This window comes from Asticcacaulis aquaticus (assembly GCF_028550415.1).
GTDB lineage: Bacteria > Pseudomonadota > Alphaproteobacteria > Caulobacterales > Caulobacteraceae > Asticcacaulis > Asticcacaulis aquaticus.
Genome location: NZ_JAQQKX010000015.1, coordinates 45,824 through 59,716, shown reverse-complemented (window position 1 = coordinate 59,716; position 13,893 = coordinate 45,824). Strand labels below are relative to the sequence as shown.

General features: G+C 62.5%; 14 protein-coding genes and 1 other RNA gene. 10 read left to right on the top strand and 5 right to left on the bottom strand.

The features are described from left to right. Positions 1-6 precede the first annotated feature (6 nt). On the bottom strand, positions 7-159 hold the full coding sequence (locus PQU92_RS15935; RefSeq protein WP_272749245.1) for a hypothetical protein: 153 nt from the start codon (positions 157-159) through the stop codon (positions 7-9). A 289-nt stretch (positions 160-448) separates the two neighbouring features. On the opposite strand from PQU92_RS15935, the gene PQU92_RS15930 reads away from it, so the two are divergent. Then, on the top strand, positions 449-2,401 hold the full coding sequence (locus PQU92_RS15930) for a methyl-accepting chemotaxis protein (RefSeq protein ID WP_272749244.1): 1,953 nt from the start codon (positions 449-451) through the stop codon (positions 2,399-2,401). On the opposite strand, the gene PQU92_RS15925 is transcribed toward PQU92_RS15930, so the two are convergent. After that, positions 2,398-2,685 (bottom strand): hypothetical protein, encoded by a 288-nt coding sequence (locus PQU92_RS15925; protein WP_272749243.1) that lies wholly within the window; start codon positions 2,683-2,685, stop codon positions 2,398-2,400. The genes PQU92_RS15930 and PQU92_RS15925 overlap by 4 nt on opposite strands. 214 nt (positions 2,686-2,899) lie before the next feature. On the opposite strand from PQU92_RS15925, the gene PQU92_RS15920 reads away from it, so the two are divergent. The 5 genes from PQU92_RS15920 (at position 2,900) to recR (ending at position 7,132) form a co-directional block, all read left to right on the top strand. Next, a complete protein-coding gene (locus PQU92_RS15920) occupies positions 2,900-3,964 on the top strand; it encodes a carbohydrate porin (protein ID WP_272749242.1) in 1,065 nt (354 codons plus the stop codon). A 40-nt stretch (positions 3,965-4,004) separates the two neighbouring features. Beyond that, positions 4,005-4,100: signal recognition particle sRNA small type (ffs, locus tag PQU92_RS15915), an RNA gene on the top strand. Positions 4,101-4,188: 88 nt separating this feature from the next. Then, on the top strand, positions 4,189-6,012 hold the full coding sequence (locus tag PQU92_RS15910) for a DNA polymerase III subunit gamma/tau (protein ID WP_272749241.1): 1,824 nt from the start codon (positions 4,189-4,191) through the stop codon (positions 6,010-6,012). After that, positions 6,009-6,332: a YbaB/EbfC family nucleoid-associated protein gene (locus PQU92_RS15905; protein WP_272749293.1), complete on the top strand. Its 324-nt coding sequence runs from the start codon at positions 6,009-6,011 to the stop codon at positions 6,330-6,332. The genes PQU92_RS15910 and PQU92_RS15905 overlap by 4 nt, the downstream gene beginning before the upstream one ends. Before the next feature lie 197 nt (positions 6,333-6,529). Next, positions 6,530-7,132: a recombination mediator RecR gene (recR, locus tag PQU92_RS15900; RefSeq protein WP_272749240.1), complete on the top strand. Its 603-nt coding sequence runs from the start codon at positions 6,530-6,532 to the stop codon at positions 7,130-7,132. A 3-nt stretch (positions 7,133-7,135) separates the two neighbouring features. Here the strand turns inward: recR and PQU92_RS15895 are convergent, their stop codons facing one another. Next, on the bottom strand, positions 7,136-7,702 hold the full coding sequence (locus PQU92_RS15895; protein ID WP_272749239.1) for a VUT family protein: 567 nt from the start codon (positions 7,700-7,702) through the stop codon (positions 7,136-7,138). Positions 7,703-7,811: 109 nt separating this feature from the next. Between PQU92_RS15895 and PQU92_RS15890 the strand changes: the two genes are divergently transcribed. Further along, positions 7,812-9,080, top strand: a complete 1,269-nt coding sequence (locus PQU92_RS15890) for a DNA recombination protein RmuC (RefSeq protein WP_272749238.1) — start codon at positions 7,812-7,814, stop codon at positions 9,078-9,080. Between the two features lie 193 nt (positions 9,081-9,273). Here the strand turns inward: PQU92_RS15890 and PQU92_RS15885 are convergent, their stop codons facing one another. Then, positions 9,274-10,773 carry a carotenoid oxygenase family protein gene (locus PQU92_RS15885; RefSeq protein ID WP_272749237.1) on the bottom strand — a complete coding sequence of 500 codons (1,500 nt, stop codon included), beginning with the start codon at positions 10,771-10,773 and terminating at the stop codon, positions 9,274-9,276. Positions 10,774-10,785: 12 nt separating this feature from the next. Further along, entirely contained in the window at positions 10,786-11,190 is a 405-nt protein-coding gene (locus PQU92_RS15880) for a DUF2141 domain-containing protein (RefSeq protein ID WP_272749236.1), read from the bottom strand. Between the two features lie 220 nt (positions 11,191-11,410). Here PQU92_RS15880 and def point away from each other — a divergent pair, with 220 nt between their 5' ends. The 3 genes from def to truA all read left to right on the top strand — a co-directional run bounded on the left by def (position 11,411) and on the right by truA (position 13,715). After that, positions 11,411-11,947: a peptide deformylase gene (def, locus tag PQU92_RS15875; protein WP_272749235.1), complete on the top strand. Its 537-nt coding sequence runs from the start codon at positions 11,411-11,413 to the stop codon at positions 11,945-11,947. A gap of 71 nt (positions 11,948-12,018) precedes the next feature. Continuing rightward, positions 12,019-12,942 (top strand): methionyl-tRNA formyltransferase, encoded by a 924-nt coding sequence (gene fmt / locus PQU92_RS15870; RefSeq protein WP_272749234.1) that lies wholly within the window; start codon positions 12,019-12,021, stop codon positions 12,940-12,942. Then, a complete protein-coding gene (truA, locus tag PQU92_RS15865) occupies positions 12,942-13,715 on the top strand; it encodes a tRNA pseudouridine(38-40) synthase TruA (protein ID WP_272749233.1) in 774 nt (257 codons plus the stop codon). Before fmt ends, truA begins: the two co-directional genes overlap by 1 nt. Positions 13,716-13,893: the final 178 nt, after the last annotated feature.

The following is a 13,893-nucleotide window of genomic DNA, read 5'->3' as shown; positions in this document are numbered from 1 at the left end:
CCCGGTTTAGCCCAGCATCCCCGTCAGGAAATAGACGACGTAGACGCCGAACCCGCCCGTGGCGAGGAGCGAGAGAACAAGGGCGCTCCATTCGGCGGCGTTGCGCGCGCCCTTGATCGGCTGACCGGGCGCGGTGTGAGCGGAACTATAGCTGTTCATGGCGGTCCTCGCGAAAAAATGATCGGGAATTATTACCGCATTCTTCGTAAGGTTGAAACGAAGGCAGAGGCCTGCCGTGTAAGGGGATGATAAAATCGTCTGCGGTAAAGGGTGCATTTTTCAGCCACAACGGGTCCAGCGAACGGCGTTACGACTTAACGTCGCATTAAGCATAACGCCGTCATAGAAGGCGTGCCTGCACCGTTTTGAGGTTTGGTTCGGGTCGTGAGGCTGCGCCCGGACGCCTTTGGCCGCCTCTCTGTTCCGGTACAGGCGGCGGAGTGCCCTGATGAATTTGCAGACCCGGTTTGTTGGCCTTGGGGCCGTGTGTGCGTGTCTGGTGGTCAGCGTGGTGGGCGTCAACTGGCACGCCTCGAACCTGACCGAAGCCCATATCCGGCAGTCCTCGATCATTACGACGATTACCCAGCGGCATATGGAAGGCGACATGATGCATGACGCCATGAACTCCGATGTGCTCGGTGCGGTCGTCGCCCACGGTGCCGGAGATGCGGCAGGGATGGCGGCGGCCCGTGAGGCCTTTGAAAGCCATGCCGCCAATTTCCGCACCAATCTGCAAAGCAACCGGGCTGAGAACCTGCCGGCAGATCTGAAACAGAGCTTCGATGCGACCCTGACCAATCTCGACGCCTACAAGGCGGCGGGGGAAGCGGCCATGGACGGTGTCGCCGCCGGTACGGGCACGATGGCGGATTTCGACCAGAAGTTTTCGGCGATGGAAGCCAGCAACGAAGCCTTGTCGCATCAGATCGACACCTGGATGAAGGCCGCCGATGCGCAGGCGGTCGCGGCCAGCGAATTCATGGAGCGCGTCGTCAGCCTGTTGTCGGCTCTGGCGGTACTGGGCGTCGTGCTGATGGCGTGGCTTATGTGGCGCGACCTCCTGAAACCGCTCAATGCCGCTGCCGGAACGATCACGCGTATCGCTCAGGGCGACACCGATATCGACCTCGACTATCTTAACCGCCGGGACGAGATCGGGATTCTGGCGCGCGCCACCGAAACCCTGCGTCACAATGCGCGCGAAGCCTTCATGGTCAACCAGATGGTTCTGAGCATGCCGACTTCGGTCATGTCGGTGGACGTCAGGGACAATCTGCGTATCAACTATGCCAATGCCTCGACCCTGGGCCTGCTCAAGCGCCTTGAGGCCCATCTGCCGATCAGGAGCGAGGAGATTATCGGGCAGTCGATCGACATTTTCCACGCGCATCCCGAACATCAGCGCCGGCTTCTGTCCGATCCGAAGAACCTGCCGCATCGCGCCAAGATCAGGCTCGGTGGCGATTCGATCGATTTGCAGATTTCGGCGGTTCATGACCGGAACGGGGACTATGTCGCCGCCATGCTGGTCTGGGACGTGGTGACGGCCAAGGCGCACCTGACGCAGGAGTTCGAGCTGAATGTGCAGGATATGGTGTCGGGTCTGGCGTCGTCGGCGGTAGAGTTGTCGCACGTTGCCGAGACGATGAATGCGGATTTGAAACGTAGCGCCGGTCTGGCCGTGTCGGCATCGTCGGCGGCCATTCAGACGACCGCCAGCGTCCACACGGTCGCCGCCGCCGCCGAGGAGCTTTCGGCCTCGGTACGCGAAATTTCCCAACAGATTCAGGTCACCAACGGTCTGGTGCGCGACTCCTATGCGAAGGTGCAGAACGCCGATCTGCTGGCGCAAAAACTGTCGAAGGCGTCCGATCGCGTCAACGAAGTCACGACGGTGATTGCGGATATTTCAAGCCAGATCAATCTGTTGGCGCTCAACGCGACCATCGAATCGGCGCGGGCAGGCGAAGCCGGGCGCGGTTTTGCGGTGGTGGCGGGCGAGGTCAAGAATCTGGCCAACCAGACCAACCGGTCGATCGGCGAAATCAACGGCGTGATCGAGGAAATGCGCTCGGCGTCGCGCGACATTATCGACGCCCTGTCGGGTATCAAGGGCTCGGTCGACGATATTACGTCGGCAACGACCTCGGTCGCGTCGGCGGTCGAGGAGCAGTCGGCGACCACGCAGGATATTGCGCGTAACATGGCCTTTGCCGCCGAAGGCACGCAGATGATCAGCAATAACCTGCACGACGTGTCAAACGTGACCACCGAAACGGGCGAAGCCTCGGCGCAGCTTTATGGCTCGTCGCAGGACCTGTCCGAGCAGGCCAATATCCTGCGCGGCCGTGTGGCCGATTTCCTCAGCAAGATGAACAGCGTGGTCGAGGCGGCTTAAGGCTTAACCCTGAGGCTTAACCCTGAGGCGTAACCTTGGGCTTTGCAGGCCGCCCGGTTGCGGCTGACCTCGGCCTTGTAGCTGTTCAGCAGGGCGCGTTTTTCGCGCACCGAACCGTTGCGATAGGCGGAGGTGGCGGTAACGGGCGTCAGGGCGCCGCGCAGGCAGGCGCGATAGGCGGACGTGCCAGCAGCTTGCGCCTGAGCCTCCAAAGACAGAGCGCCCAGAGACAGGATCACGGACAGGACAAGCGACAGGATGGGGCGAACCAGAACAGGTTTCATATCGGAACATACTCCAAAAACATCACGCCCAACCGGCAAGAACCGCGCCATCCTTAAAAGCGGTTAACCCTGTATGTAAACCTTAATATAGCGATGTTCTGCTAGGTTTCGGGAACTGACAATTTTCGGAATATACGGTATGCGTGGCGTGAGCGGTAAAAATACACCTGTGAAAATAATGGCCTTTTGTGGTCTGGCGATCGCGGCGCCTGCCATGGCCGAAACCCGCTTCGATGCCGTCCTGACCGCCGATCTTTTGTCCAATACGCACGGCGGCGTGCGTCAGGGCACCCGTCTCATGGGCAATCTCGACCTGTCGGCGGCGTGGTCCGGCGACAACGGCTGGGAAGCCTTCGCCTATGGACTGGTCGATGCCGGGGGCGGCTTTTCCGAGACCTATAGCGGCGACGCCCAGGTGGTGTCGAACATCGACGCGCCGAAAGGCGTGCGTCTGTTCGAGGCCTGGGTGAAGCGCAGCACGGCCGATGAGCATCTGAGCCTGACCGCGGGGATCATCAACCTCAACGGCGTTTTCGATATTCAGGAGACCGGCGGGCTGTTTCTCAACGCGTCGCACGGTATCGGGCCAGAATACGCCCAGACGGGGCCGTCGATCTTTCCGATTGCCGGTCTGGGGGCGGTCGGCGAATGGCGGCTCAGCGACGAAACGCGGTTGCGCGCCGGGGTGTTCGATGCCGTGCCGGGCGATCCGGACAGTGCCAGCAGCTTTGTCGGCCTGCATCTGAGCCGTGACGAAGGCGCGCATCTGGTGGCCGAGGCCGAGCACAATTTTCCGCGCGGCTATGTCAAGCTGGGGGCGTGGACCTATACGGCGAAGGCCGAACGGCTGGACGGGCAGGGGCCGGAACAGAACAATTCCGGTTACTATGCTCAGGTGAAGTATGACCTTTACCGCGAAGGAACCGATGATCAGGGGTTGGCCGGCTGGCTGCGCGCCGGTGTCGCCAATAGCGAGCTCCAGCCAGTGGAAGCCTATGTCGGTGGCGGGCTGGTCTATACGGGACCGTTCCCCGGCCGGGAGTCCGATGCCGTGGGGCTGGCCGTCGCTCAGGCGCGTTTCGGCAGGCTCTATGCCGAAAGTCTGGGTACGCGTCTGGTGCCGGAAACCACGATCGAAGTGACCTACCGCTACGAGATCAGAAGCGGCCTGAGCGTGCAGCCGGATGTGCAATATATCCGCCATCCCGCGGGCGATCCGATGACCGAGGATGCGCTGGTCGTCGGACTGCGTCTGCGCGTGGGGCTGGAAGCGCTTTAGATTCCCTCTTGCAATCGTCCGGCAAACTACGCATATAGCCCGTGAGATCGCGCGGGCGAAGGCCTCGCCAATCTGGTCAGGGCCGGAAGGCAGCAGCCACAACGAATTCACCTTCGGGTCGCGCGGTCTCACCGTTTCCCTTAAAACAGAACCTGTTGGCACGCTGTGGGCGAATCGCGCTTTATGGCTGCAAACCTGTGCGTTTACGGTTATAAAATCGCCCCATGTCCGATCCTTCCGACCTTGATGATCCGTTCGCGACCGAGCGCGACGACAATACCGACGATATGTTCGGCGGCAGCGTCCCTGCGCCGGTCAAGAAGGATGCGGCCTATACCGTTCTGGCGCGTAAATACCGCCCGCGCACCTTCGAGGACCTGATCGGTCAGGAGGCGATGGTGCGCACCCTGTCGAACGCCTTTGCGACCGGGCGCATCGCCCACGCCTTCATGCTGACCGGCGTCCGCGGTGTGGGAAAGACGACAACGGCGCGGCTTCTGGCGCGGGCGCTGAACTACGAATCCGAGACTCCCAATTCTTCTGAGAAAAAAGGGGGCCCCAGCGTCGATCTGAAAACCTTCGGGGCCCATTGTCAGGCGATCATCGAAGGCCGCCATATCGACGTGCTGGAGCTTGATGCCGCCTCGCGGACGGGCGTCGACGCCATGCGCGAACTGCTGGAGAGCGTGCGCTACGCCCCGGTCGAGGCGCGCTACAAGGTCTATGTCATCGACGAAGTCCACATGCTGTCGACCGGCGCGTTCAATGCGCTCCTCAAGACGCTGGAAGAGCCGCCGCCGCACGCCAAGTTCATCTTCGCCACCACCGAAATCCGCAAGGTGCCGGTGACCATCCTGTCGCGTTGCCAGCGCTTCGACCTGCGCCGCGTCGAACCGGAAACCCTGACGCCGCACCTTGAGAAGATCTGCCGTCTTGAAGGGGCGCGGATCGAGCCGGACGCCATCGCCCTGATTGCGCGCGCCGCCGAAGGCTCGGTGCGCGACTCGCTGTCCCTGCTCGATCAGGCATTGGTGCAGTCTGAAGAAGGGCAGAGCGTTTCCGCCGAGGTCGTGCGCGATATGCTGGGCCTTGCTGACCGTTCGGCGACGCTCGGCCTGTTCGAAAATATCATCTCGGGCCAGATATCCGAGGCGCTTCTGGCGTTCCGGACCTTGTACGGTTTCGGCGCCGATCCGTCGCAGATCATGGGCGACCTGCTCGAATATTGCCACGCGACGTCGGTCGCCAAGGTGCTGGGGGCCGAGGCCACGCGCCTGCCCAAGGAGCCCGCTGGTCGCGTGGCGGCACTCGGCGCGCAATTGTCGGCGGGCACCCTGTCGCGGCTGTGGACCCTGATGCTCAAGGCGTTCGAGGAAATCCGTCGTGCGCCCGATCCGGCGGCGGCGACCGAAATGGCGCTGGTCCGTTTCTGCTATGCCTCGGACCTGCCGGGGCCGGAAGCGCTGCTCAAGCGTCTGCAAAACGGCGAAGACCTGCTCGGCGGCGGTCCTCCGGGCGGCGGCATGGGCGGCGGCGGTTCTGCCGGGGGCGGCGGTGTGTCGGCGCAGGGCGTGATGATGCGGCCTCAGGCGCTGGCGCAGGAGCCGCAGATTCAGTTGAATACCTTCGACGATGTGCTGGCCCTGATCTCGGACAAGCGCGATATCGGTCTGCGCGTCGATGTCGAACGCTATGTGAAGCTGATCTCGTTCCGGCAAGGCGCGATCACGTTTGAGCCCGCGCCGCACGCGCCGATCGATCTGGTGCGCAAGCTGTCGAGCCGCCTCAAGGAATGGACCGGTCAGCGCTGGCTGATTGCGACCGAAGGCGGCGGTGGGGCCGAGACCATCCGCGAACGTGATGAGCGCGAACGCCGCGAAGCCTTGCAAAAACTGCAGGGCGATCCATTTATCTCAGGATTGATGAAGGCGTTTCCGGGCACGGAAATCCTCAGCTATCGCGCCAAACCGAAGCCGGTAGTGGCGACGGTGCCGGACGCGCCGGCACCTGAAAACCTTGATGAAATAAGCGATAAGGACGACGACTGATGGACTTGAATGCCCTGATGAAGCAGGCCCAGGCCATGCAGCAAAAGCTGGCCGAGGCGCAGGACAAGCTGAACGACGTGGCGGTGACCGGTGAAGCCGGGGCGGGCCTCGTCTCGGTCGAGTTGAGAGGCACGGGCATTCTGGCGGGTCTGCGCATCGACCCCAGCCTGCTGACGCCGGACGAGGGCGAGGTGCTGATCGATCTGATCGTCGCCGCCCATGCCGACGCCCGCAAAAAGCTGGACGAAGCCTCGTCGACCCTGATGAAGGAAGCCGCGGGGCCGTTCGGTAATATGCCGAACATGCCGAAGTTCTTCTGACAATTCTACTGTGAGAGGCTGCAAAACCTCATCTGTCTGCGATACGCTGCTCACGTACTCAAGTACGCTGCGCTGCGTTTCTCGCCAGCTAAGGCTTTTCGCCGTCTCACAGCGAATTGTTGGTTGCCATTGATCGCGATCGTATTGTCGAAAACCGGTGTCCATTTTTCGACACATCGCTCATGTGAGAATGTTTGATGGCCTCTGGTGCCGGACCTGAAATCGAACGTCTGATGGCGCTGTTGTCGAAGCTGCCGGGGCTGGGGCCGCGTTCGGCGCGCCGGGCCGCGCTCGCCTTGCTAAAAAAGCGCGAGCAATTGCTGCTGCCCCTGACCTCGGCCATGCAGGACGCCGCCGACCGGGTGACCTCGTGCCATATCTGCGGGGCGCTTTCGACTCAGGATCCGTGCGCCACCTGCGCCGATCCGGCGCGCGACCGGACGATGATCTGCGTCGTCGAGGAAGACTCCGCCCTGTGGGCCATGGAACGCGTTGGCGCGTTCAAAGGCCGCTATCACGTGCTGGGCGGACTGCTGTCGGCGCTGGACGGCGTGCGCCCCGAAGATTTGCGCCTGACGGGTCTGATGCAGCGTGTGCTGGATGGCGAGGTGGAGGAACTGATCATGGCGCTGCCCGCCACGGTCGAAGGCCAGACGACCGCGCACTATATCGCCGACCGCGTCCGACAAATCGCTCAGGGTGTGCAGGTGACCTATCTGGCGCGCGGCGTGCCGGTTGGGGGCGAACTCGACTGGCTGGACGACGGGACCATCGCCCACGCATTTAAGAGCAGAAGATAAGCCTTAGTCGAACGTGTTGGCAGCCTGCCGCTCATTGATAGGTCTGGTCTCATGTTGCCGCAGGACCAGATAGACCACCAATACCCCGGCCAGCTTGCTCAACACCGAGGTCGTCAGCGACCAGATGTTGAAAATGCCGGGGATGCTGATCGAGGCGATCATGTAGAAGACGGCGGAATCGACCGGCGAACTGATCGCGGTGGAAATGGCCACACGCTGCGACAGGGGCCGCTTCATGAAGGTGAAAATCGCCCAGTCGATCAGCTCGGATACCGCAAAGGCGCAGGTCGAACCCAATGCCACCGCCGGGTCGGAGGTCAGGAACGACAGAGCCAGACCGACGCCCAGGGCCGCGATGACCCAGTGTTTTATCTCGCGCTGGGCGAAGTCACGCACGACCAGCACAAAGCCGGTCACAATCGACATCGGCGTCCACGAGCCGTGGTCGGGCAGGGGGATTTGCGGGACGGCGGCGAAGCACCAGTTGATGAACGGGATGAGCGCCAGGTAGAGATAGGTCCACGGCGTGCGGCCGGTGATAAATTTTGTGCCGAAGCTTTTGAAATCCATGACGGCCCCCGTTTTCATCCGCACTATACGCCGCCGCGCCGACCTGACAAGCCGCATGAATCGTGACACAAGGCTTGCCATATCCGCTTCGTCGTGGCAAGAACATTTCATGAACCTTGAATCGATCGCCCTTATCGTCGTGTTCCTGACCGCGCTGGTGCTGGCCGGTGGCTACTATCTGGCCTTTCAGGAAAGCCGCCGTCTGCGTGGACGTAACGAGGAACTGGGGGATAAGCTTCTGGCCGCTGCCGCCGAGGTGTCGCAACTGCGTGAGCGAGCGCGAAACCTTGAGGACGCGCGGTCCGCCATGAGCGCCCATTTTCAGGCGGCGTCGCAGGAAGCCTTGGCGCAATCGACCGAGGCGCTGCTGAAACGCGCCGAGGAGAATTTCGTGGCGCGGGAAAAGTTGGCGCTGGAACGGATGGGCCATACGCTGAAACCCGTCGCCGAAACCCTGACGCGGTTTGAGGCGCAGGTGAAGGACATGGAAGAGGCGCGCGCCAAGGATACGGGCGGCCTCAAGGAACAGATCGCCAGCCTGATGACGGCGTCGACGGCGACGCGCGACGTGACGCAGAAACTGGCCAACGCCTTGCGCCGAGGGGCTGGCGTACAGGGCCGCTGGGGCGAGGAAACTCTGCGCAATGTGCTGGAGGCCGCGGGTCTGACGCGCTTCGATTTCGTCGAGCAGTTGAACCTTGAAACCGAAGCTGGACGCCGTCGTCCGGACGTGACGGTGAAGCTGCCCGGCGGGGTGTTCGTCATCGATGCCAAGGTCAATCTGACCGCCTATCTGGAGGCCATCGAAGCGACAGACGACGTGCTGCGCGAAGAGATTTTCCAGCGCCATGCCCGCGCCTTGCAGCAGCACGTGCGCGACCTGTCGAACAAGGCCTACTGGGATCAGTTTCGCGAACAGTCGCCGGACTTCGTCGCCATGTTCGTCCCCGGCGACGGTATCCTGAGCATGGCGCTTGAGCGGATGCCGAACCTGATGACCGAGGCCATGGACCGCAAGGTAATCATCGTCACCCCGACGACCCTGTTTGCCCTGTGCAAGGCGGTCGCCTATGGCTGGCGCGCCGAGGAGCAGATCCACAATGCGCATGAGGTGGCCACGGTAGGCCGTGAACTGTACAGCCGCCTGTCGGTCATGGGCGGCCACGTCGCCAGCCTCGGCAAAAACCTTGGCAGCGCGGTGGACAAGTATAATCAGTTTGTCGGGTCGCTGGAATCGCAGGTCCTGACCCAAGCGCGGCGGTTCGAGGACCTCAAGGTCAATCACGAAGGCAAGGATATTCCGGAACTGGCACCACTGGATGTGCAGGCGCGACCTTTGGCGAAGTTGACGGTGGTTGAGGGGAGCCGAACCGAATAACCTACTCCCCCAGTTTACTGGGGGAGGTGGATCGGCGCGAAGCGACGAGACGGAGGGGGGCCTTGCGTCGATGACGCAAACAAATCGACTGGCCCGATGAGTGTGAGGCTTCGACAGCGCAGGCCCCCACCACCGCAGCTAGCGCTTCGCGCGTCGTGCGGTCCCCCTCCCCACTATGTGGGGAGGTATGATTTTAGGTTTGCGCGAACGTGCCGTGGAACCCCAGCGGTGTTGCGTGGTGCGAGCGCCACGATGCCACCGGGCCGTCCCTGAGATTCCCCGCATCGAACACATGCAGTTCGGTCGCCTTGGCTTTCAGGTTCAATACTGTCCCGACAAACCAGCCGTCGGCTTCCTTGCCGGTGCCGCCTGCCGTGGCCGGACGCGGCACGAACAGGGCTTCCTCGACAATCGCGTCGTGGCCGAAATCGTGCGTGTCGGACTTACCCGTGCGCCAGTTGTGCGTCGACAACATATGCGCGCCGGGACGGTCTTTCAGATAACCGCCGACGTGAGCCACCAGATCGTGACGCAAGCCCTGAACGCGGTGATCGGTCTGCGGGAACTCGGCTGAGGCGGTGGTCAGCTCCATCTCGGCCTTGCCGTTCGGACGCAGGGTGATCAGGGCCAGATGCGCCTCGGTATGTTCGTCGCCTTTGTAAATCCCCTTGACCAGGTCGCGTGCGCCGGTCGCCCCGAACTGAGGCGATTTCGCCAGACAGACGTCGAAGCGGATCGTGCCGTCGCGGTCCTCCCACGCATCGCCGGTGTGGAAATAGGTGGCGGCAGGCAGTTCATACAGGCGGCGCTTGGAGAAGTCCGTCTTGTCGACCACCAGAATACGGATCGGCTGATCGGCTTCCCAGACGAGCGTGTCGACAAACGGTGGCGTGCGGGTTTTGGCGACCCACGGCTGCATGGGCAGGATCAGGTAACGCTCCGACACCACCCAGTCGTGCGCATAACCGGCAGCCGGGAGGTCGATGATCGCGCCCTGTTCCATCTCGCCGCTGGGCGACAATTGCCAGATCCACGCCCTGGCGCCCATGAAACCGGCGCTCCAGATGCGTCCTGAGGGCTCCACCTTGGGGTGGGCGAGGAACGCCATGCCTTTCAGGTCGTCGCGGAAGGTCTTCGGCCCACGCGTCAGCAGGGTCTGTGCGTCCAACCGATAGGGCGAGCCACCTTCCCACAGGGCCCACAGTTCGTCACCGACGCGCAGGACCGAGGTATTGGCGGCATTGACGTCATCATTGCTGGTGACCGGGGTGTCGGCGCGGCCCTTGGTGCCGAAGCCCGGCATGACGATCGCCTGCGCTTTTTGTTCGACGCGGTGTTTCACGGTGTCGACGAAACGGCCCGTATGGCAGACGCCCGCGGCGGTCAGGTCGTATTTCTGGATCATGCCGTCGCCGTCGAACCAGTGGCCGGTAACGTCGTCGCCATAGCGGAACCAGCCGGGGCCGTTGCGGTACAAGGTGCCGCTCAGGCCCTTGGGCATCTGACCGTGCAGGCGGGTGAGGGCGGACGGCGCATAACCTCCCGCAGGGGCATTGGCGACGCCGAGTCGCCAGTCGCCCCCAAATTTAGATAAGGCTGAGGGTGCGGCGGCGGCCCAGGATTTCGGCGCGGCGGCCATCAGGCCGGCACCGGTGACGGCGGACAAGAACGAACGACGGGACAGATCGGTCATGGTCGCGGTTCCTTAGAAAGCGATGTTCTGAACGGTCGGGCCAGACACGTCAAACGCCGCGTCGGGCCACTTGGCCGGGCCCATGCGGCCGACGGCATTGTTCGAGAAGGCAAAGGGCTCGGTCGGCATGCCGAAAGGGTTGAAGTCCATCTTGCCGTTGCCGTTGAGGTCGTGGAAAGCCTTGATGCCGTACTGACCGGGTTCGACTTCGAAGGTCACGGTGGCCGTGTCGCCGGTGACCGTGACGGTTTCGGCCTTGACCGGCTTGCCGCCATTATAGGTGTCTTCGCCCTTGTACAGCGCTACCATGATCGCGCCTTTCGGCTGAGCTTTCGTAAAGGTGACGGTCAGGGTTTCGGCGGCGACGGGCAGGGCGGCGGCGGACAACAGGGCGGCGATCAGAAGCGGCTTGAACATGTGAACCTCAGGGATTGGGGTGGGTGTTGACCCCGATGTAGAACGCCGGTCCGATCCGGGGCGGATCGATGCGCCGAAAGCGCCGGTTTCTTCGTGAATGACCGTCGTAACCGTTCGCGCTTCGCGAATGGCAGGGGGTAAGTGATTGTTTTGACGGCAATCGTCAGCCGCGAAGCGCCGATGCCTTGACCCCGTGGCCCGCGGCTCTTATTTTAGCGGCATGGCCATACGTGAAATCATTACCGTTCCGAACCCGCTGTTGAAGCAAGTGTCCAAACCCGTCGAAGGGGGCGTGACCGATGAACTGCGCGCGCTGATGGACGACATGCTGGAGACCATGTACGACGCGCCGGGCATCGGTCTGGCGGCGATCCAGATCGGCGAACCGGTCCGCATCATCGTCATGGATCTGCAAGAGAAGCCGGAAGATGCCCCGGAAGATGCGGAAGGCGTGAAAAATCCGCGCTTCTTCGTCAATCCTGAAATCGTTTCGGCGTCCGAGGAACTGTCCGTCTATGACGAAGGCTGCCTGTCGGTGCCGGAAGTCTATGACGAGGTGAAGCGTCCGGCGCGCGTGCGCATCCGTTATCTGAACTATCAGGGCGACACTGTCGAAGAGGATTGCGACGGTTTGTATGCGACCTGCATTCAGCATGAGATGGATCACCTGAACGGCGTGCTGTTCATCGATCACCTGTCGAAGCTGAAACGCGATCGCGCCGTGACCAAGGTCAAGAAGATCAAACGCGCGGCGTAACTTGCATCCCCTGTTGAATTGAGCCAAAAGCGCGTCCTGTCGGATGCGCTTTTGTTGTTTTTGAGGTTTCCATGCGTCTTGCCTTTATGGGTACGCCCGAATTTGCCGTGAAGGCCCTGGCCGAACTGGTTGCTTCCGGGCATGAGGTCGTCTGCGTCTATTCGCAGCCGCCCGCACCCAAGGGCCGCGGTCAGGTGCTGACGCCGTCACCGGTGCAGGCGTTTGCCGAAAGCCTCGGCATCGAGGTGCGCACGCCGAAATCGATGAAGGCGGCTGAGGCGATTGCCGACTTCACCGCGCTCGATATCGACGCGGCGATCGTCGTCGCCTATGGCCAGATTCTGAAGCGCGAGGTGCTGGACCATCCGCCGCTTGGCTGTTTCAATCTGCACGCGTCGCTGCTGCCGCGCTGGCGCGGGGCCGCGCCGATCCAGCGCGCGATCATGGCGGGTGATACCCATACCGGTGTGCAGGTCATGCGTATGTCCGAAGGCCTCGATGAAGGCCCGATCATCCTGTCTGGTCGCACCGAGATCACCGCCACCGACACGGCGGCGACCCTGCACGACAAGCTGGCGGCCTTGGGTGCGTCGCTCTTGCCGGTGGCGCTGGCGGCCATCGAACGCAGCCAGCCGGACGGGCAAGAACAGGTCGGCGAGGTGACCTACGCCAAGAAAATTACGTCCGAAGAGGCGCACATCGACTGGAGCCGTCCGGCGCGCGAACTCGACTGGCATATCCGCGGCCTGTCGCCGTTTCCAGGCGCATGGACGACGATTCACACACCGAAGGGCGAACAACGGCTGAAGGTGCTGATGTCGCGCGTCGGCGGTGCTACGGACAAGGCGCCGGGAACGCTGCTTGACGGTCTGACCGTTGCCACCGGTGACGGCGTGATCGAACTGCTCCGCGTTCAGCGCGAAGGCAAGGGCGCGCAGGACGCGACCGAATTCCTCAATGGCGCAGGTCTGAGCGCCGGGGACGTGTTGGGCTGATGCCCCGCTATAGCCTTCTTGTCGAATATGATGGCCGGCCCTATTGCGGCTTTCAGGCTCAGGGCGACCTGCCGACCGTTCAGGCGTCGCTGGAGCGCGCCATCCTGCGCTTTTCGGGTGAAGCCGTGCGCGTGACGACGGCGGGGCGCACCGATACCGGCGTTCACGCGACCGGTCAGGTGGTGACCTTCGATCTGGAAAAGACCTTCAAGGCCGGGGTCGTGCGCGATGCCATGAACGCCTATCTGTTGCCGGAACCGGTGTCGGTGCTTGACGCGGCCCAGGTCGATCCGGACTTTTCGGCACGCTTTTCGGCGACCGGGCGGATGTACCTGTTTCGCATCCTCAACCGCCGTGCCCCGCCCGCCATCGATCAGGGCCGGGTGTGGCACGTCAAGAAACCGCTCGATGCCGACGCCATGATCGAGGCGGCGAAGTGCCTGATCGGAAAGCACGATTTCACGACCTTCCGCGACCTACGTTGTCAGTCGAATTCGCCGGTCAAGACGCTGGATATCGCCCGCGTCAAGCGCATCGGCGACGAAATCCATCTGGTTTTTGCGTCGCGCTCCTTCCTGCATCGGCAGGTGCGGTCCCTGACGGGGACTCTGGCCGAGGTCGGTATCGGACGCTGGGAGGTCGGGCGCGTGAAAGAGGCTTTGGAAGCGCGCGACCGTCAGGCCTGCGGGCCGGTCGCCCCGCCGGAGGGGCTGTACCTGACGCATGTCACATACGAGGCAAATCCGGATTTCGAGGGCCGGAGTTCGATCTGATTTCCTTCTCCCCGCAAGCGGGGCTAAATCTCTAAATATCCTTCCCTGTTTACGGGGAAGGTGGATCGTAATCGAAGATTACGAGACGGAAGGGGGAGACAGTAGAAGATGAGAACTATGACGGTGCGTGTAGAAACTTGGGGGGCCCCCTTCCGTCAGTTCAGCCTGACGGCTGCCC